Source organism: Cupriavidus basilensis (assembly GCF_029335485.1).
GTDB lineage: Bacteria > Pseudomonadota > Gammaproteobacteria > Burkholderiales > Burkholderiaceae > Cupriavidus > Cupriavidus basilensis_E.
Genome location: NZ_JARJLM010000682.1, coordinates 1 through 18075 on the forward strand (window position 1 = coordinate 1; position 18075 = coordinate 18075).

Genomic DNA, 18075 nt, shown 5'->3' on the forward strand with positions numbered 1-18075 from the left:
TGCGCAGCGTTTCACGGCTGCGGCGCCTCCGGCCCGCCCATCCCCCATGTTCAATGTCGTCCTTGTCGAACCCGAGATCCCTCCCAACACGGGCAATGTGATCCGTCTCTGCGCCAACACCGGGGCACGCCTGCACCTGGTCAAGCCCCTCGGCTTCCCGCTCGAGGATGCGCGCATGCGCCGTGCCGGCCTGGACTATCACGAATACGCGAGCATGCGCGTGCACGAGAACTGGGACGCGCTGATGGCAAGCGAACAACCGGACCCCACGCGCATGTTCGCCCTGACCACACACGGCTCGACGCCCTTCGGCCAGGTCGCCTTCCAGCCCGGAGACTGGTTCGTGTTCGGATCGGAAACACGCGGACTGGCGCCGGAACGGCGCGAATGGTTTCCCGCCGCGCAACGCATCCGGCTGCCGATGCGGCCGGACAACCGCAGCCTGAACCTCTCCAATACGGTGGCCGTGGTGGTATTCGAAGCCTGGCGCCAGAACGGCTTCGCCGGCGGCGCCTGAAATAGCCTGAAGCAAATCCGTGGCCCGCGAAGCGGACCACCGGTCACGCGATGCGAAGCGAGCCGTGAAGGTTCGGCTCCCCGCAGGGAAGGTGAAACTGCCTTTGACTTCAAGCAGTCAAGCCCCACGCCAAACCCAACCTACTCCGCCTGCACCCCCGCCACCCGGATCACCTTATCCCACCGTACCTTCTCACTGGCCATGGTCTGCCGCAACGACGCCGGCGCCGTACCCGCCGGCACGAAATACTGCGCCCGCATCCTGGCCCGCACGTCCTCGCTGCCGATGATGGCCACCAATTCGCGATAGAGCCTGTCGATCACCGGCGCGGGCGTGCCCGCCGGCGCCAGCAGGGCCTGCCAGGAGATCGCCTCGAAACCGGGATAGCCGGACTCGGCCACGGTCGGGACGGCGGGCAGCAGGCTGGTGCGCCCGCTGGTGGTGACGGCAATGATGCGCAGCTTGCCGGCGGTCACCAGCGGCATGGCGATCGCCGGCACCATGAAACCGGCCTGTACCTGGCCGCCGACCATGGCGGTGGTGATCTGCGCGAAGCCCGGGTAGGGAACGTGCTGCAGGTCGATCCCGGCGGCTGCCTTGAGCTGCTCCATGGCGAGGTGGGCAGCGCTGCCGTTGCCGACCGAGCCGTAGTTCAGCTCGCCCGGGCGGGACTTGGCCAGCGCCACAAACTCGCGCACGTTGTGCACCGGCAGGCGGGCATCCACCACCAGCACATTGGGCGAGGTCGCCACCAGCGACACGGGCGCGAGCTGGCGCACGGGATCGTAGCCGAGATGGCGCGACAGCGTCGGCGCGGTCACCAGCGGACCGTTGATGGTGAGCACAAGGGTATAGCCGTCGGGGGCCGCCCTTGCCACCACGCCGGTGCCGATGTTGCCGCCCGCGCCCGGGCGGTTTTCCACCACCACCGGCTGCCCCAGGGCCACGGCCAGCTTTTCCGTCAGCAGGCGTGCGATCAGGTCGGGCGAAGATCCTGCCGGGAACGGCACCACCAAGCGGATCGGCCGCGTGGGCCAGGACCGGTCCGATGCGGGGCCTGCCAGCGCCGTATCGGGCAGAACGCAGGCGGCAAGAGTGATCAGGGCGCGGCGGCGGGCCGCCAGTGAGTCTTGGGACATGGTGGGGGACGAAGGCTGGCGCGCAAGCGCCTCGCCTTCGGAATCATCAAGATGGGATCAGGAGAGATCGCGCGTATCGGAGAACATGCGGCCTGCGGCAAATTGCCACAGGCCGCTACGGAACGAATACGCATGGAGGCGGCGCAAAGCCAGCCGCATCGGCACGTACTCACTCATCGCGTGCGTCACGCTGCAGCAATTGCGCTACCGCGTCGGCGGCGGGCAGCCCCTCGAACAGCACCGCGCAGACCGCACGCGTGATCGGCATGTCGACGCCCTTGGCCGCGGCCAGTGCCGCCACCGCCTGCGCGCAGCGCACGCCTTCGGCAACATGGCCCAGCTCCGCCAGGATCTGCGCCAGCGTCATGCCGCCGGCCAGTTGCTGACCCACCTTGCGATTGCGCGAAAGATCGCCGGTGGCGGTCAGGATCAGGTCGCCCATGCCCGCCAGGCCCATGAAGGTCTCGACCCGCCCGCCCAGCGCCAGCCCGAGCCGGGTCATCTCGGCCAGGCCGCGCGTCACCAGCGCGGCGCGCGCATTCAGGCCGAGGCCCAGGCCATCGCTGGCGCCGGTGGCGATCGCCAGCACGTTCTTGACCGCGCCGCCCACTTCGGCACCGACCAGGTCGTCGCTGCCGTAGATGCGCATGGCGTGGTGGTGGAAAGCATGTTGCGCCAGCTCGGAAAGCGCGGGCGAAGTGCCCGCCACGGTCAGCGCGCACGGCAGCCCGAGCGCCACCTCGCGGGCGAAGCTGGGGCCGGTCAGCACGCCATAGCTGGTGTCGGCGAGACGGCCGGCGGCATCCAGCTCGTCCCTGACCATCTGGTGCGGCAAGGCATTGGTGCCAGCCTCGAAGCCCTTGCACAGCCAGAGCATGCGCAATCCGGCAGTCTGGCTTGCCGCCAGCCTGCGGGTCATTTCGCGCAGGCCCGAGACTGGCGTGGCGATGATCACAAGGCCGCCTTCGACGTCCGCATGCGCCGCGGCACGCTCGAAGCCGGGCTCGACCGCGAGCCGTCCCGACAATGTGACGCCGGGCAGGTAGGCTGCGTTGACGCGATCGGCGCCAATACCTGCCAGCTGGGCGGCGTCACGCCCCCACAGCACCACATCGTGGGCCGCTGCGGCATGGCTGGCAAGCGCGGTGCCCCAGGCACCTGCACCGAAAAAAGTGATCTTCATGGCGGTTTGCCTCGCTGGTTAAGCCCGCAGGCCACATACGGCAAGACTACGCTGGCCGGAAACACAAAACGGGGCCGAGGCCCCGTCTTTGCGACATGCCGCGCCAGGATCAGTGGCGGGCCTGGCTGCCGTCGGGCATCACGATGCCGCTGCTGCCGCCCTGTGCCGCCTCGGCTTCTTCCATCGCAGCCTGCAGGCGTTGCTCGTACAGCGCCTGGAAGTTGATTTCCGACAGGTGGATGGCCTGGAAGCCTGCACGCGTGATCACGTCGGCGATATTGCCGCGCAGGTACGGATACAGGATGGTCGGGCAGGCGATGCCCAGCAGCGGATCGAGCTGCTCCACCGGCACGTTGCGGATATCGAAGATGCCAGCCTGGTGGGCTTCTACCAGGAAAGCCACCTTGTCCTGCACCTTGGTGGTCACGGTACCGGTCACCACCACCTCGAAGATGCCTTCCTGCAACTGCGAGGCACCCACGTTCACCTGCACTTCGACAGCCGGCGCTTCGCTCTCAAGGAAGATGCCGGGCGAATTCGGCTGTTCGAGCGACATGTCCTTCAGGTACACGCGCTGGATATTGAAGAACGGCTGGTCTTCCTGTTGATTGTTCTGCTGGTCGCTCATGAAAGGCTTCCGGAAAAAGGGCATTGGACGCCGGGCATACGGACCGGTCTGCGCGGGCAAGCCCCGGCTGACGGGCCGGGTCGGCACCCGGTTGGGAGGGTAGGGACGAGATCATTTCTGATCTGTCCCCCCCTAAGAACCGTACGTGCGAGTTTCCCCGCATACGGCTCAAGCTTCTCAAAGCCTCACCTCAAATCGAGGGGGCCGGTTTCACAACGGTTACACCATGGTGATGCACTTGAACATGACAGATTGGATGCAGCAGCACGCGATTTCCTAGAGCATCCGAGCCGCCGTGAACGCGCTGCTCGATGTGATGGTCATGCCATCCCGTCTCCTTGGTCATCTTGCACTGGCACACCGCGCACAAGCCCCGCTGGGACATGTACAACTTAATCCATTGCTTTCGGTGCGACATACTATTCAGCAATCGCTCCTGACGCAAGGTCTCGCCATACAACTCCTGCTCGGGATCAAAGGGATGGTAGTCCCCTCGAACCTTCTTGTGCCGCTGGATCGGCGTACTCGAGAGCGAGTACAAGTCCTTCCAGCCCTTACTACCGTCTTTCTGACGCACTGCGGTTCCGAACACCCAGTTCCGTGTACCGACGGATGCAAAGTACTTCTTTCGCACCCACTCAGCACTCTTCTTCGAGTGACGCCGTTTTGCCCACTTCCATAGAGCCCCAAATACATCGTGCTCCACTCTTGTGAACGTCAACTTGGCGGCTACCGGCTGGTGGTACAGCGCCCAACCTCGTAGCACTGGGTTAAGCAAGTCAATCAACTTCTCTTGCTTAGCCGTCTTGTGTCGACTGACGATCTCTTTCACCTTGCCGTAGAACGCGTTGACGTTCTTCCTGCTCGGCTTGATGAGCAGCGTTCCCGAGTACTTCCGGAAATTCCACCCGAGAAAGTCGAAGCCTGTTGCGATGTTGACGATCCGCGTCTTCTCCGTAGATAGTGTCAGCCCCCGTACTGCAAGGAACTGTTCCACCCACGGCTTCACTTCGTGCTCCAAAACCTCCGGCGTACTGCCGGTGATCACGAAGTCGTCCGCATACCGCACGACATTCACCTTCAGCTTTCGAACTTGGTTAACCCCCAACTTTGCCCTTAAGGACTCCGTCAGGTCGCGCTCCAAGCCGTTTAGCGCCACATTCGCCAGCGTCGGGGAAATGATGCCTCCCTGCGGCGTTCCAGCATCGGTCGCCTGAAACTGGCCTTGAAATACCACGCCAGCTTTCAACCACTTACGCAGGATCGCTTTGTCCATCGGGACGTTACGCTCCAGCCATTCGTGATCGATGTTGTCAAAGCAGCCTTTGATATCCGCCTCCAGTATCCAAGAGGCCGAAACCTTCCTGGACAGGTTGACGAACAACTGGGCCATAGCATCGTGGGTCGAGCGGTTGATCCGGAACCCATAAGAGTTCGGATCGCTCATACCTTCCGACACCGGCTCCAATGCCAGCAGGTATAGGGCCTGCATGGCTCGGTCCAACATGGTCGGGATACCCAGAGGGCGTTCCTTCCCATTGGCTTTGGGGATGTACACCCGCCTTAATGGCAGCGGTCGATATCCCCTACGCTTCAACTGCCCGATAGCTTCCCACCGGGTTTCAGGCTCATCCCACAGCACGCGATCAACACCTGCTGTCTTTCTGCCACGGTTCTCCGTCACTCGCCTGACCGCCGATGCCTTGGCGGAGAACGAGCGGGTCAGGGACCTCTGTAGAGCTTTCACCCTACGCCAATCCCCTTCCTGTGTCGCCTTCGCAATTCGAATCTGCATCTCTCGAACGTTCCGCTCCACGCGGCGCCAATTAATGGCACCCCAGCTTTGCGGTACGCCGGAGGGCGCAGATTTATCCTTACGGATAAATGCTTCCATGCTGCTCTCCTATCTTGAGGATCTTCCCCAACATCGAGAGACAACATGCCCCTTGAGGGACAGTTGTCCCTCAAGGGAAGAAAAATTAAACAAGCGAGATTAGCCAGCCGTCCTGCGACGATTGACCAGTTGGAAGTCTGCCCGCTTTCGCGTGGGATGATGTTTCAACCCCTATCCGGGCCATTACCGCCCGGCATTCGCTTTCTCCAACCTCCCATACCCGCACGGCCAACAGCGTTCCTTACGGTTCGCCTGCCCGAGCCATACTGCGCCCCGGCAGCCATACGGGCTTACCACGTTCCCTACACGTTACAAGACTGGGTTAGGACCCGCCTCTCCGCCGGTGGTCCGATGACGACGTACTCCGAGTTTCCAGCGGAATATCCGACCACATACCTTTTGGTTAGTGCCTGTCAGCAGCTTTGGCACCGTCATATTCACGGCGTTTATCAGCAGTTCACTTCGTGTTGCCCATACCAGCCAGCCTAGCTCCTCGACCCCTTTGCTGCTTGGAGCCTCTACCAACCCACCTCACGGCAGATTCGTACCCTTGCGGGGGCTACATTGTCAGGAAAGCTTCACACCCCACCGTTACCAGTGACGCATGTCTCCCTAGGCTACTGCTAGTCGTATAGCAGGTTCTCTATCGCGGCAGTCTCACGACCGTGCACGACCGAACCATAACGTGTAGAGCTTTCGCTCCGGGACCTCTCACAGTCTTTGCGACATCGTGACCCCATACTGCGGAGTCAACTCGACAGGCGCAGACTCCAAAGAGTCAACGTACCCTGCCCCAAAGGACGTAGCGCCAACCCATCCGGGCCGGTTTTAATGCCATGTTGTGGTCTCGCAACAATCGCTCGAAACCACACAGCCTTCCTTACGAAAGGCTGTTTACAGAGAACTCGCCCAAAGGCGAGCGTCCCCGCCTTTGGGCGATGGCTGGAGGTAATCCAGCAAAGCAAGTGCCGCTTGTTAAATCAGCTTTCGCCAATTCGACATTAGGCCAATGGACTCCCCTTAGCTGTTCGGCCAGGTTCGTCTAAGCAAGTAATGGTTGGGATTGGACGGCTTAGGTCGAGACCCTCACCTTGTCCCAACAAGGTCGATGCCCCTTACGTTGGGGCTACCCGGACACGAGAGTGCGTGTCGCACGAAAACGCATATGGTACATGACGCGGGTGGCGAATTCACCCGCGGCCGGACTGGCGACGTATCAGGCTGCCAGCAGCGGCACCAGGCCACCCTGGCGATCGAGCGCCGAGAGGTCGTCGAAACCACCCACATGGGTCTCGTCGATGTAGATCTGCGGCACGGTGCGGCGCCCGGTGCGGGTCATCATTTCCTCGCGCTTGCCAGGCTCGCGGTCGATCAGGATCTTTTCGATCGTCGCGACGCCCTTGGCCTTCAGCAGGCGCTCGGCCATCTGGCAATACGGGCAAACTACCGTGCTGTACATCACAACGCGGGCCATGCGGTTCTCCTTGAAAACGGGACTCTGGACGTAGCTCGGGCACCGGCAGGGCAAGGCTGCGGGGGACCTGCCCCCGGCACCCCGGACGGGCGCCGCCCGCCTGCTTACTTGACTACGGGCAGACCTGCCTGCTGCCAGGCGGCCAGGCCGCCTTCGAGCGAATAGATCTCACTGTAACCGGCTTCTTTCAGGGCCGCTTGGCCCTTGCCCGAACGCTGGCCGGTCTGGCACACGACGATGATGGGGACGGACTTGTCCTTTGCAAGGCCGGAGGCACGCGCGGCCAGATCGGAAAGCGGCGCACTCTTGGCTTGCGGCAGGTGGCCCTTGGCAAACTCGGTGGCGTCCCGGATATCCACGACCACCGCATTGCGCTTGTTGATCAGCTGGGTCGCGGCGGCCGGGTTGACGGTCTTGCCGGAGGTTCCGCGCGAGATGGCGGGCCAGGCCAGCAGGCCGCCCGACACGATGGCGAGGGCGATCAAGGCAAGGTTGTTGTAGTCGGCGAAGAAATTCACGTTGGCATTCCGGTGGGTTGAGTCGGCGGCATTATAAAATAGACGGTTTCGCGCCTGCGACCCGCCATTGTCTCCTAGTTGACACACGAGTGGCGGTATGTGGCAGGGCGCACACAGGTTTCTCACGCTTTGGAAGCAGCATGTACAAACTCGTTCTCATCCGCCACGGCGAATCCACGTGGAATCTCGAAAACCGCTTCACCGGCTGGGTCGACGTCGACCTCACCGATACCGGTGTAGCCCAGGCCAAGCTGGGCGGCAAGCTGCTGCGCGAAGCCGGAATGGGCTTCGACGTAGCCTATACCTCGGTGCTCAAGCGTGCTATCCGCACGCTGTGGCACGTGCAGGACGAAATGGACCTGATGTGGATTCCGGTGCGCAACGAATGGCGCCTGAACGAACGCCACTACGGTGCGCTGTCCGGCCTGAACAAGGCCGAGACCGCCGCCAAGTTCGGCGACGAGCAGGTGCTGGTATGGCGCCGCAGCTACGACACCCCGCCGCCGGCGCTGGAAGTGGACGATCCGCGCGCCGCTTACGAGGATCCGCGCTACGCCCAAGTGCCGCGCGAGCAGATTCCGCTGACCGAATGCCTGAAGGACACGGTCGCCCGCGTATTGCCGCTATGGAACGAATCCATTGCGCCCGACATCAAATCGGGGAAGCGCGTGGTGATCGCAGCCCATGGCAACAGCATTCGCGCGCTGGTGAAATACCTGGATCAGGTCTCGGATGACGATATCGTTGGCATCAATATCCCCAATGGCACCCCGCTCGTGTACGAGCTGGACGCCGACCTGCGCCCGCTGCGTCATTACTACCTGGGCGACCAGGAAGCGATCGCCGCCTCCCTGGCCGCCGTGGCGAACCAGGGCAAGGCACGCTGAGGCCAAGGCCGGGCGGGCGCCTCCCCTGGCGCCGCTCCGGCTACCTCATGCTGTGGCCCAGGCCTTTTTTGCCACTCCCTCTTATACTGTCGGACAAAGCCGGCTGGCGTGATGCGCCAGGCCGGTTCCGACACTGCATAATCCTCACACGTTCAGGCAGCCCTCATGCGTAAGACGCTCAAGAACATCAGTCTTGTTTCTGCCGGACTCGTTGCCGGCGTGCTGGCCACGCTGCAGATCTCGGCCACCGCGCAGAATTCATCGGGGCCCCTGCCATTGGAGCAGTTGCGCTTGATGGCCGACATCTTCGGCCAGATCAAGCGCGAATATGTCGAGCCGGTGGACGACAAGAAGCTGCTGACCGAAGCCATCAAGGGCATGGTCGCCAGCCTCGATCCGCACTCGGCCTACCTGGACGAGAAGGATTTCAAGGAACTGCAGGAAGGCACGCGCGGCCGCTTCGCCGGCCTGGGGATCGAGATCTCCCAGGAAGAAGGGCTGGTCAAGGTCATCAACCCGATCGAAGACACCCCCGCCTTCCGCGCCGGCATCCAGCCCGGCGACCTGATTACCCGGATCGACGACAAGCCCGTGCGCGGCCTGCCGCTGGAACAGGCGGTCAAGCGCATGCGCGGCGAACCCGGCACCAAGGTCACGCTGACCATCTACCGCAAGAGCGATGAGCGCACCTTCCCGGTGTCCATCACCCGCGCCGAGATCCGCGTGCAGTCGGTCAAGGCCAAGCTGATCGACAACGACAAGCTCGCCTGGGTGCGCCTGACCAGCTTCCAGGAACGCACGGTCGCCGACCTCGGCAAGAAGCTTGACGAACTGGCGCAGAAGAACCCGAACCTGAAGGGCGTGATCCTGGACCTGCGCAACAACGGCGGCGGCGTGCTGCAAGGCGCGGTCGGCGTGGCGGCGGCCTTCCTGCCCGACGACGTGACCGTGGTCTCGACCAACGGCCAGGTGCCGGATGCCAAGCGCGTCTACAAGACCACGTTCAACAACTATCGGCTGTCCTCGCTCGAGGATGATCCGCTCAAGGGCCTGCCGGCACTGTACAAGAAGATCCCGATGGTGGTGCTGACCAACGCGTACTCGGCGTCGGCCTCCGAAATCGTGGCCGGCGCGCTGCAGGACCACAAGCGCGCGCTGATCATGGGCAAGACCACCTTCGGCAAGGGCTCGGTGCAGACCGTGCGCCCGCTCACCAACGACACCGGCATCAAGCTGACCATCGCGTACTACTACACGCCGACGGGCAAGTCGATCCAGGCCAAGGGCATCCGCCCGGACATCCCGGTCGACCAGAACCCGGAAGGCGATCCTGACGATGCGCTGATCACCCGCGAGATCGATACCGAGCGCCACCTGCACAACAAGCAGGAATCGGAAGAGCCTGAGATGAACGAGCGCGAGCAGCGCCGCGTCGAGGAGCTGCGCCGGCTCGAAGAGGAAAACGCCAAAAAGACGCCGGAAGAACGCGAAAAGGAGCGCAAGAAGAAGCCGATCGAATTCGGCTCGGCCGAGGACTTCATGCTGCAGCAGGCTGTCGCGCAGCTCGAAGGCCAGCCGGTCAAGCGCTCCAAGTCGAAGCTCGAGGCACTGGCGTCGTCCGACAAGCCCGCCAAGGCTGTCAAGAGCACCAGCCCGGCCAAGCCCGCCGCCGCACCCGGCAAGCCGCCGGCAGGCGCCGTGCCGGCGAGCGCCCCGCTGGGGACGCCGCTGGGCACGCCGACCGGCAAGGCTCCCTGAAGACCTGACGGACAAGAGCGGCCCTGCGGGGCCGCTCTTGCATTGCACGCCATGAACGACGATCAACTGCTGCGCTACTCGCGGCACATCCTGCTCGACGAACTCGGCATCGAGGGACAGAGCCGGCTGCTCGCCAGCCATGCGCTGGTGATCGGCGCGGGCGGGCTGGGCGCTGCCGCCCTGCCCTATCTGGCCTCCGCCGGCGTCGGCACCGTCACCGTGGTCGACGACGATGTCGTCGACCTGACCAACCTGCAGCGGCAGGTAATCCACACCACCGCGAATATCGGACGGCCCAAGGTGGAGTCGGCGCGCGAAGGCATGCTGCGCATCAACCCGGGCATCGAAGTGCGCCTGGTGCAGGCGCGCGTCGGCGCCAGCGAGCTTGCTCGACTGGTGGCCGATGCCGATGTGGTGCTCGATTGCTGCGACAACTTCGATACGCGCCAGGCCGTCAATCGGGCCTGCGTGGCGCACAGTGTGCCGCTGGTGTCCGGCGCGGCACTGCGTTTCGACGGGCAGATCAGCGTATTCGACCGCCGCCAGCCGGGCGCGCCCTGCTATGCCTGCCTGTTCCCGCCCTCCCAGCCGGCGCAGGAAGTCGCCTGCGCCACCATGGGCGTGTTCGCGCCACTGGTGGGGATGGTCGGCACGGTGCAGGCGGCGGAGGCCCTCAAGCTGCTGATGGGCGTCGGCAACAGCCTGGCCGGCCGCCTGCTGATGGTCGACGCGCTCGGCATGGAATGGACCACCATGCGCCTGGGCCGCGTGCCGGATTGCGAGGTGTGCGGTGGCGGCCATGACGTCAATGACGGCCGGCCGGCTCGCTGAGCGTCATCGGGCCACGACGGCAGCGGCCGCCGGCCCGCCGCATGCGTGCCGCCCTGTTCAGGCGCGCGTGCGCTCGCGCAGGTAGTCCAGCACGGCGGCACGCCCGCCGCGGAACACGATCCTGGCCTCGCGCTGTTCACGCTGGTAGGCATACATCGGATCGTAGTACTGGCTCAGCAGCACGGCGATCCATCCCTGGTGCAGGCCGGTATCGCCGCTCTCCGCCTGGCGCGCCAGCGCCTGTTCCAGCAGATCCGCGAGGCGCGCGTAGCGCTCGCCGCCGAGACGCGCGGCAATCGCCGCCATGGCCTCGCGCAGGCGCCCCGCGTAAGCGGCGAATCCCGCCTGCTCGCCGAGCGCCGCCATGAACTCGCCCGACAGGCCAAGCACATAGTCTTCCAGCACGCGGTTCACGCGCGCCTCGAAGGGCTCCTCCAGCCAGACCAGCGGCGCTGCCTGCATGGCGAGATAGAAGGGGCGCGGCAGGTTGCGCCCGCCAATGTAGCGGCCCTCGTCCTCCACCGCCAGGGCCGGATGGCCCGCCGCGCGGCGGCGCAGCAGGTCGATCGCCATGCCGTTCTCGAAGTCGATCTGCGCAGGCTGCGCCACCGCCCGCTTGCCAAAGCTCGAACCACGATGGCGCGCGTGGCCTTCCAGGTCGACGGCAGCGCCCGGCCCGGCGATCAGTTCGGTGATGAGTTCGGTCTTGCCGCTTCCCGTGAGCCCCCCGAGCACCAGCAGATTGCACTCCGCCGCGGCTGCATCGAGGGTCTCGATCAGGAAACTGCGCATTGCCTTGTAGCCGCCCGTCACACGCGGGTAGGCGACGCCGGCATCGTCACGCAGCCACTGCTGCACGATCTGCGAGCGCAATCCGCCGCGAAAGCAGTACAGGTAGCCATCGGGATGGGCCCGCGCGAAGCTGGCCCAGGCAGCCACCCGTGCGGCGCGCAGCTCGCCCGACACCAGGCGGTGCCCCAGCGCGATTGCGGCGGGCTGCCCCTGCTCCTGGTAGCACAACCCCACCTGATGCCGCTCGTCATCGTCCATCAGCGGCAGGTTGACCGCACCCGGAAAGGCCCCACGCGCGAATTCCGCCGGCGCGCGCGCGTCCAGCAACGGCGCGCCGGAGAGAAAGAGCTGGCGGAAGTCCGCCGTATCCTCGCGCATTGGCATCAGGTCAGTTCGACCGCATGGCTGCCCTGCGGCACGAGTTGGCCAATGGGTGCCAGCGCCAGGCCGAATTCGGCGCAAGCGGAATGGAATTCGGCCTCGCCGGCGGGCTCGACCGCCACCAGCAGGCCGCCGCTGGTCTGCGGATCGCACAGCACGGCGCGCTGCACCTCGCTCAGCGGGCCGCCCTGCGAACCGATCCGGGCACCGTAGCTATCGAAGTTGCGCTGGGTACCGCCCGGCACGCAGCCGGCTTCGACATAGCGCAGCACTTCCGGCAACAGCGGTACCGCGGCGTGATCGAGGCAAGCGGTCAGGCGGCTGCCATCGGCCATCTCGACCAGGTGCCCGAGCAGCCCGAAACCGGTCACATCCGTCATGGCGCGCACGCCCGGCAGTTTGCCGAAGCGGCTGCCGGGCCGGTTGAGCACGCACATCCAGTCGCGTGCCAGGTTGATGTCCTCGGGGCGCAGCCGGCCCTGCTTCTCGGCCGTGGTCAGTATGCCGATGCCCAGCGGCTTGGTCAGGTAGAGACGGCAGCCGGCGGTAGCGGTGTCGTTGCGCTTCAGGTGGGCTCGTTCGACCACGCCCGTCACCGCGAGCCCGAAGATGGGCTCAGGCGCATCGATGGAGTGGCCGCCGGCGAGCGGGATGCCGGCATCCTCGCAAGCGCGCCGTCCGCCGGCCACGACCTCGCGCGCCACTTCGGGCGGCAACAGCTTGACCGGCCAGCCGAGGATGGCGATGGCCAGCAGCGGGTCGCCACCCATTGCGTAGATGTCGCTGATGGCATTGGTGGCGGCGATGCGCCCGAAGTCGAAGGGGTCGTCGACGATGGGCATGAAGAAGTCGGTGGTGGAAACCACGCCGCGGCCGCTCTTCAGCCCGTCCAGCGCATACACCGCCGCGTCGTCGCGCGAGGCGTTGCCGACCCACAGGCGCGGATCCAGGTGCTGGTCGCCGCTGCCGGCGAGGATCACATCGAGTACCTGCGGGGATATCTTGCACCCGCAGCCGGCACCGTGGCTGTACTGCGTCAGGCGAACGGACGGTCCCATGAAGATGTCTCCTTCTCTGTGTGGAATGCGGCTGCGGAATCTGCCGCTGCGCACGCACCCTGGCAACGCGCGGGCGGGCGGGCCGGCTGCATCCATGCCGGAACAACGCTCGAATGGGAATCTGAATGATAAGGGTTACTGCCTGAACGCGGGCGGCGGCAGCACCGGGAGGCGCCGCGCGGGCGCGGCCACTGCGCTCGTGCGAGCTGGCGGCCGACGGGATGAAACGCGGGGCGGCTTATTGCTCGCCCGGCTCCATCTGCGATTGCAGATAGTTCGGCAGGCCAACCTTGTCGATCAGGTCGAGCTGCGTTTCCAGGTATTCGATATGTTCTTCGGTGTCGGTCAGGATATCGACCAGGATCTCGCGGCTGACGTAGTCGCCGACCGATTCGCAGTAGGCAATGCCTTCCTTGACGGTGGCATGCGCGCCCTGCTCGAGCTTGAGATCGCACTTGAGCATTTCCGGGGTGTCTTCGCCCAGCAGCAGCTTGTTGAGGTCCTGCAGGTTCGGCAGTCCGTCAAGCATCAGGATACGCTCGATCAGGCGATCGGCGTGCTTCATCTCGCCGATGGACTCCTTGTACTCCACGTCGCCGAGCTTTTTCAGGCCCCAGTGGCGATACATGCGAGCGTGCAGGAAATACTGGTTGATCGCGGTCAGCTCGTTCTTCAGCTGTGCGTTCAGATGCTGGATGACCTTCTTGTCACCTTTCATTGGAGGCTCCTGTTGCATCGGGCCCCCGCAAAAACGCGAAGCGGCGCAAGACACGCCGCATGCAGTCGGAAAATGCGAATACGCGCCGCAACCTGATAGTTGCGGGCGAGTTCAAGCAACCAGCTCGGTGCGCTGGTCGTTCGCGACTGCCGGGTCCCGAGTGTCCATTATGGCACGTGGCCCGGACGAGGAACAGGAGGAAATGTCCACGACCTGGATGGTGGCGACTTTTACGTTGCGCACCGCCGCCACGCCTTCGCAAAGCACCTGCTGGGCGCATTCGCGGCAGCGGCCACAGCAGGTGCCCACGCCCAGCGTTTCAGCCAGCTCGTCGAGCGTGGCCACGCCAAGATGCGCAGCGCCATGGATTTCTCGGTCGGTTACCTGATTGCAGATGCAAACGTACACAAATCCCTCCTTGGGAGAGGGGTGACACCAGCATGTCACCCGCGATGTACGTCAGAATATCAGAGATCGAAAATGATAACAATTCCCATTAAGCCACAAAGGGAACATATCAAGGATGCAGCACTTATGCCCGGCGAAACGCATAAAGACTACGTCACACCCGGCAAGGAAAGTGATGGAAAACGCGCCCTCGCAGTGTTGGATTTTCGAAAAACCTTGCAGCGATCAGGGTTGTCAGAGCTGCTTGAGCGCGCTGGCCAGTTCCTCGGGCTCATAGGCGCTCAGGACCTGGTCCACCAGGCGCTCCAGCCGTTCGCAATCGGCATGCAGGATCTCCTGCTTGACCCGCAGCAGCTGCGACGGATGCATCGAGAACTCGCGCAGCCCCATGCCGAGCAGCAGCCGGGTCATGGCGGGGTCTCCGGCCATTTCGCCGCACACCGCCACCGGCACGCTGGCGCGATTGGCCTCGCGGATGGTGCGTGCGATCAGCTGCAGCACCGCCGGATGCAGGGGGTCGTAGAGGTGCGCCACGGCATTGTCGGCGCGATCGATCGCCAGCGTGTACTGGATCAGGTCGTTGGTGCCGATCGAGAGGAAATCCATGCGCCGCAGGAACAGCGGCAGCATCAGCACGGCGGCCGGGATCTCGATCATGGCGCCGACCTTGATATTCGGGTCGAAGGCCTGGCCACGCGCGTCGAGCTGGTGCTTGGCCTGCGCGATCAGGTCCAGGGTCTGGTCGATCTCGCGGGCATGGGCCAGCATCGGAATCAGCAGCCGCACCGGGCCGAAGGCGGAGGCCCGCAGCAGCGCCCGCAACTGCGTCAGGAACATGGCCGGCTCGGACAGGGACCAGCGGATCGCACGCAGGCCCAGGGCCGGGTTGAGCGCAGTCTCGAAGTCGTCGCCACGGCCATCGCGCCCGTCGCGGCCATCGAGCGGCTTGTCGGCGCCGATATCGATGGTGCGGATGGTAACGGGCAGCCCGTGCATGGCATCCACCGCGCCACGATAGGCCTCGAACTGCTCTTCTTCGTCGGGCAGCTCGCCGCGCCGGTTCATGAACAGGAATTCCGAACGGAACAGCCCCACGCCCACGGCACCGGCTGACAGCGCCGCGGTGGCGTCCTCGGCCATCTCGATATTGGCCAGCAGGTCGATCTCCAGCCCGTCCAGCGTGACCGCCGGCGTATGGCGCAGCCGCTGCAGGCGCTTCTTCTCGAGGGCGCGCTCGCTCTGCCGGTGGCGGTATTCCTCGAGGATGATGGCGGACGGATCGACGATCACCAGGCCGGCGTCGCCATCGATGATGACCCAGTCGTCCTGGCGGATCAATTCGCTGGCGCTCTGCACGCCCACCGCTGCGGGGATGTCGAGACTGCGGGCCACGATGGCGGTATGGGAGGTGCGCCCGCCCAGGTCGGTGACAAAGCCGTGGAACACGGTATGGCGGAACTGCAGCATGTCGGCAGGCGAGATATCGTGGGCGACCACGATCACGCCTGGCGCCGGCTCGCCGTCCGGGGCCAGCACCGAAGGGGGCGCCGGCGCCGGGGCCAGCATGGCCGCGCCGGCCAGCACCTTGAGAATGCGCTCGACCACCTGGCGGATATCCGCCTTGCGCTCGCGCAGGTATTCGTCTTCGATTTCGTCGAACTGCCGCATCAGCTCTTCGAGCCGTGTGGTCAGCGCCCATTCGGCGTTGTAGCGCCGGGTGCGGATCAGCGCCTCGGGCTCGCGCGCCAGCGCCTCGTCGTCGAGGATCATGGCATGCACGTCGAGGAAGGCACCCATCTCTTCCGGCGCCTCGCGCGGCAGGTCCCGCTTGAGCGCGACCAGTTCGGCCTTGACCGCCGAGCGTGCCGAGCGCAGGCGCTCCACCTCGGCATCGAGCCGATCTTCGTCGACCAGATAATGGGAGACATCGAGCGCGGCAGGCGCCAGCAGATGCGCGCGCCCGATGGCGACGCCGCGCGAGACCGGGATGCCGTGCAGGGCAAATGGCATGTGCCGCTCCGTCAGGAACGTTTAAAAAGTCTGGCCTGGGCCAGCAACCTTGGCGGTCGATTCAGGATAAAGCGTACAGCCCCGGCCAGGCGCCCTGCGGCACCCGGTGCCGCCGTCGCCATCCCGAACCGCCGTCCTATTCTCCTTCGCCGAAGCGATTGGCGATCAGCGCCAGCAAGGCATCCATCGCCTCCTGCTCATCGGGCCCATCGGTCTCGATGGTCACGGTGGAGCCGATGCCGGCGGCCAGCATCATCACGCCCATGATGCTCTTGGCGTCGACCTGCCGACCATTGCGCGACATCTTGACCTGACTGACGAAGTTGCCCGCCAGTTGCGTCAGCTTGGCGGAAGCCCGGGCATGCAGCCCGAGCTTATTGATTATGTTGGTTTCCCTCTGCAGCATATTTGTCGGGATGATTTGCAATCTGGTTCTGGACGGTGGTGGAGCCTACCTGCAGCACACCCTGCGAGCCGCCCGCCAGCGCCTTGAGGGCGAGCTGGTCGAGTTTCTCGGCGCGGTAGCAAATGGCACGCACCAGCATGGGAAGGTTGACCCCGGCAAGCACCTTGACGCGGCCAGGCTCGGCCAGCCGCGCGGCGATATTGGCCGGAGTGGCGCCAAAGATATCGGTCAACACCAGCACGCCGTTGTCTTCGCCGAGTTCGGCAACGCGGCGCCGGGCTTCGGCCAGCACTGCCGCGGGTTCGGCGTCGGGTGTGACGTCGATAGCCTCGAGCCGCTGAGGCTGGCCGCAGTAGACGTGGGCGGCGCAATCGCGCAATGCCGAAGCCAGCGGGGCGTGCGCGATGATCAGAATGCCTGCCATGGTGGTGAATCCGTTGGATTGACGCGATTGTAGCAGGCACACCGGCCGGTGATTCAGTGCCGCGCCCCGGCTTGGCGCGGCGCCAGCGGATCAGGCAGCACGGGCCTGCACCGCGTGCTCCAGCGCGTCGATGAACATGGCGGCGACCTGGAAACCGGTCTGCTGCGTGATTTCCTGGAAACAGGTCGGACTCGTCACATTTACCTCGGTCAGGTAGTCGCCGATCACATCCAGCCCGACCAGCAGCAAGCCGCGCTCCCACAGGCCCGGCGCCAGCGACTCGGCAATCTCGCGATCGCGCGCCGACAGCGCCTGGGCCCGCCCGGTGCCGCCCGCGGCCAGGTTGCCGCGCACTTCGCCATCCTTGGGGATGCGCGCCAGCGAGTACGGCACGGGCACGCCGCCGATCAGCAGGATGCGTTTGTCGCCGTCCTTGATGGCGGGGATATAGCGCTGCACCATCAGCGTGCGCGCGCCGTCCTCGCCCAGTGTCTCGATAATGGCGCCGAGATTCAGGCCATCGGCGCCGACGCGGAAGATGCCCATCCCGCCCATGCCGTCGAGCGGCTTGAGAATGACGTCGCGGTGCTCGGCATGGAAAGCGCGGATGCGCTCGGCGTCCCGCGTGACCAGGGTCGGCGTGATGAATTCAGGATACTGGGCAATCGCCAGCTTCTCGGAGTGGTCCCGGATCGCCTGCGGCTTGTTGAACACGTTGGCGCCCTGCGACTCGGCCAGCTCCAGCAGCCAGGTACTGGTCACGTATTCCATGTCGAAGGGCGGATCCTTGCGCATCAGCACGGCATCGAAGCCGCTCAGCGGCTGCAGGCTGGGTCCGCCGGTGCGGTACCAGTCGTGCGGGTCGCCGGTCAGTTCCAGCGGATGCACGACCGCCTCGACCTGATGCGCCGACAGCGACAGTTGCGACTGCAGGCAATGGAACAGCTCGTGCCCGCGCTCGACCGCCTCGACCATCATGGCGTAGGTCGAGTCCTTGTAGGTCTTGAAGGTGTGCAGCGGGTCGGTGATAAACAGAATGCGCATGGTGG

Annotated in this window: 18 protein-coding genes; 4 read left to right on the forward strand and 14 right to left on the reverse strand. The window is 64.9% G+C overall.

From position 1 onward, the window contains the following. Positions 1–46: 46 nt before the first annotated feature. Positions 47–517, forward strand: coding sequence for a tRNA (uridine(34)/cytosine(34)/5-carboxymethylaminomethyluridine(34)-2'-O)-methyltransferase TrmL (gene trmL, locus P3W85_RS41960; protein ID WP_276269165.1), 471 nt, complete (start codon positions 47–49; stop codon positions 515–517). Between the two features lie 140 nt (positions 518–657). On the opposite strand, the gene P3W85_RS41965 is transcribed toward trmL, so the two are convergent. From P3W85_RS41965 to P3W85_RS41990, 6 genes are all read right to left on the reverse strand, one after another. After that, entirely contained in the window at positions 658–1656 is a 999-nt protein-coding gene (locus tag P3W85_RS41965) for a Bug family tripartite tricarboxylate transporter substrate binding protein (RefSeq protein ID WP_430869716.1), read from the reverse strand. A gap of 169 nt (positions 1657–1825) precedes the next feature. Continuing rightward, a complete protein-coding gene (locus P3W85_RS41970; RefSeq protein ID WP_276269158.1) occupies positions 1826–2839 on the reverse strand; it encodes an NAD(P)H-dependent glycerol-3-phosphate dehydrogenase in 1014 nt (337 codons plus the stop codon). Positions 2840–2948: 109 nt separating this feature from the next. Next, positions 2949–3467 (reverse strand): protein-export chaperone SecB, encoded by a 519-nt coding sequence (gene secB / locus P3W85_RS41975; protein ID WP_035809348.1) that lies wholly within the window; start codon positions 3465–3467, stop codon positions 2949–2951. Positions 3468–3657: 190 nt separating this feature from the next. Then, complete coding sequence (ltrA, locus tag P3W85_RS41980; RefSeq protein ID WP_276269159.1) at positions 3658–5361, reverse strand: group II intron reverse transcriptase/maturase; 1704 nt, start codon at positions 5359–5361, stop codon at positions 3658–3660. Positions 5362–6577: 1216 nt separating this feature from the next. After that, a complete protein-coding gene (gene grxC, locus P3W85_RS41985) occupies positions 6578–6835 on the reverse strand; it encodes a glutaredoxin 3 (RefSeq protein ID WP_276269160.1) in 258 nt (85 codons plus the stop codon). 104 nt (positions 6836–6939) lie between these two features. Next, positions 6940–7353, reverse strand: a complete 414-nt coding sequence (locus tag P3W85_RS41990) for a rhodanese-like domain-containing protein (RefSeq protein ID WP_017225824.1) — start codon at positions 7351–7353, stop codon at positions 6940–6942. A 140-nt stretch (positions 7354–7493) separates the two neighbouring features. Here P3W85_RS41990 and gpmA point away from each other — a divergent pair, with 140 nt between their 5' ends. From gpmA to P3W85_RS42005, 3 genes are all read left to right on the forward strand, one after another. Further along, on the forward strand, positions 7494–8240 hold the full coding sequence (gene gpmA / locus P3W85_RS41995; protein WP_276269161.1) for a 2,3-diphosphoglycerate-dependent phosphoglycerate mutase: 747 nt from the start codon (positions 7494–7496) through the stop codon (positions 8238–8240). 165 nt (positions 8241–8405) lie between these two features. Then, positions 8406–9998 carry a S41 family peptidase gene (locus P3W85_RS42000; RefSeq protein WP_276269162.1) on the forward strand — a complete coding sequence of 531 codons (1593 nt, stop codon included), beginning with the start codon at positions 8406–8408 and terminating at the stop codon, positions 9996–9998. 51 nt (positions 9999–10049) lie between these two features. After that, complete coding sequence (locus P3W85_RS42005; protein WP_276269163.1) at positions 10050–10829, forward strand: HesA/MoeB/ThiF family protein; 780 nt, start codon at positions 10050–10052, stop codon at positions 10827–10829. 57 nt (positions 10830–10886) lie between these two features. Here P3W85_RS42005 and mnmH read toward each other — a convergent pair whose 3' ends face one another. From mnmH to gshB, 8 genes are all read right to left on the reverse strand, one after another. Beyond that, positions 10887–11999: a tRNA 2-selenouridine(34) synthase MnmH gene (mnmH, locus tag P3W85_RS42010; protein WP_276269167.1), complete on the reverse strand. Its 1113-nt coding sequence runs from the start codon at positions 11997–11999 to the stop codon at positions 10887–10889. 5 nt (positions 12000–12004) lie between these two features. Further along, a complete protein-coding gene (gene selD / locus P3W85_RS42015) occupies positions 12005–13060 on the reverse strand; it encodes a selenide, water dikinase SelD (RefSeq protein ID WP_276269164.1) in 1056 nt (351 codons plus the stop codon). Between the two features lie 238 nt (positions 13061–13298). After that, the gene (gene bfr / locus P3W85_RS42020) at positions 13299–13778 is read right to left on the reverse strand and encodes a bacterioferritin (protein WP_017231032.1); all 480 of its coding nucleotides are present in this window, start codon (positions 13776–13778) and stop codon (positions 13299–13301) included. 111 nt (positions 13779–13889) lie between these two features. Next, positions 13890–14186 carry a (2Fe-2S)-binding protein gene (locus P3W85_RS42025; RefSeq protein WP_017231031.1) on the reverse strand — a complete coding sequence of 99 codons (297 nt, stop codon included), beginning with the start codon at positions 14184–14186 and terminating at the stop codon, positions 13890–13892. 234 nt (positions 14187–14420) lie between these two features. Then, positions 14421–16196 (reverse strand): phosphoenolpyruvate--protein phosphotransferase, encoded by a 1776-nt coding sequence (ptsP, locus tag P3W85_RS42030; RefSeq protein WP_017231030.1) that lies wholly within the window; start codon positions 16194–16196, stop codon positions 14421–14423. Positions 16197–16332: 136 nt separating this feature from the next. Beyond that, positions 16333–16602, reverse strand: coding sequence for an HPr family phosphocarrier protein (locus tag P3W85_RS42035; RefSeq protein ID WP_035818624.1), 270 nt, complete (start codon positions 16600–16602; stop codon positions 16333–16335). After that, positions 16571–17026 (reverse strand): PTS sugar transporter subunit IIA, encoded by a 456-nt coding sequence (locus tag P3W85_RS42040; protein WP_017231028.1) that lies wholly within the window; start codon positions 17024–17026, stop codon positions 16571–16573. The genes P3W85_RS42035 and P3W85_RS42040 overlap by 32 nt, the downstream gene beginning before the upstream one ends. Before the next feature lie 90 nt (positions 17027–17116). Further along, positions 17117–18070 (reverse strand): glutathione synthase, encoded by a 954-nt coding sequence (gene gshB, locus P3W85_RS42045; protein ID WP_017231027.1) that lies wholly within the window; start codon positions 18068–18070, stop codon positions 17117–17119. Positions 18071–18075: the final 5 nt, after the last annotated feature.

What these genes read in the sequence shown, in the direction of transcription:
- trmL (WP_276269165.1), top strand. Translation starts at nt 47, where the DNA reads ATGTTCAATGTCGTCCTTGTCGAACCCGAGATCCCTCCCAACACGGGC.
- P3W85_RS41965 (WP_430869716.1), bottom strand. Translation starts at nt 1,656, where the DNA reads ATGTCCCAAGACTCACTGGCGGCCCGCCGCCGCGCCCTGATCACTCTT.
- P3W85_RS41970 (WP_276269158.1), bottom strand. Translation starts at nt 2,839, where the DNA reads ATGAAGATCACTTTTTTCGGTGCAGGTGCCTGGGGCACCGCGCTTGCC.
- secB (WP_035809348.1), bottom strand. Translation starts at nt 3,467, where the DNA reads ATGAGCGACCAGCAGAACAATCAACAGGAAGACCAGCCGTTCTTCAAT.
- ltrA (WP_276269159.1), bottom strand. Translation starts at nt 5,361, where the DNA reads ATGGAAGCATTTATCCGTAAGGATAAATCTGCGCCCTCCGGCGTACCG.
- grxC (WP_276269160.1), bottom strand. Translation starts at nt 6,835, where the DNA reads ATGGCCCGCGTTGTGATGTACAGCACGGTAGTTTGCCCGTATTGCCAG.
- gpmA (WP_276269161.1), top strand. Translation starts at nt 7,494, where the DNA reads ATGTACAAACTCGTTCTCATCCGCCACGGCGAATCCACGTGGAATCTC.
- P3W85_RS42000 (WP_276269162.1), top strand. Translation starts at nt 8,406, where the DNA reads ATGCGTAAGACGCTCAAGAACATCAGTCTTGTTTCTGCCGGACTCGTT.
- P3W85_RS42005 (WP_276269163.1), top strand. Translation starts at nt 10,050, where the DNA reads ATGAACGACGATCAACTGCTGCGCTACTCGCGGCACATCCTGCTCGAC.
- mnmH (WP_276269167.1), bottom strand. Translation starts at nt 11,999, where the DNA reads ATGCGCGAGGATACGGCGGACTTCCGCCAGCTCTTTCTCTCCGGCGCG.
- selD (WP_276269164.1), bottom strand. Translation starts at nt 13,060, where the DNA reads ATGGGACCGTCCGTTCGCCTGACGCAGTACAGCCACGGTGCCGGCTGC.
- bfr (WP_017231032.1), bottom strand. Translation starts at nt 13,778, where the DNA reads ATGAAAGGTGACAAGAAGGTCATCCAGCATCTGAACGCACAGCTGAAG.
- ptsP (WP_017231030.1), bottom strand. Translation starts at nt 16,196, where the DNA reads ATGCCATTTGCCCTGCACGGCATCCCGGTCTCGCGCGGCGTCGCCATC.
- P3W85_RS42035 (WP_035818624.1), bottom strand. Translation starts at nt 16,602, where the DNA reads ATGCTGCAGAGGGAAACCAACATAATCAATAAGCTCGGGCTGCATGCC.
- P3W85_RS42040 (WP_017231028.1), bottom strand. Translation starts at nt 17,026, where the DNA reads ATGGCAGGCATTCTGATCATCGCGCACGCCCCGCTGGCTTCGGCATTG.
- gshB (WP_017231027.1), bottom strand. Translation starts at nt 18,070, where the DNA reads ATGCGCATTCTGTTTATCACCGACCCGCTGCACACCTTCAAGACCTAC.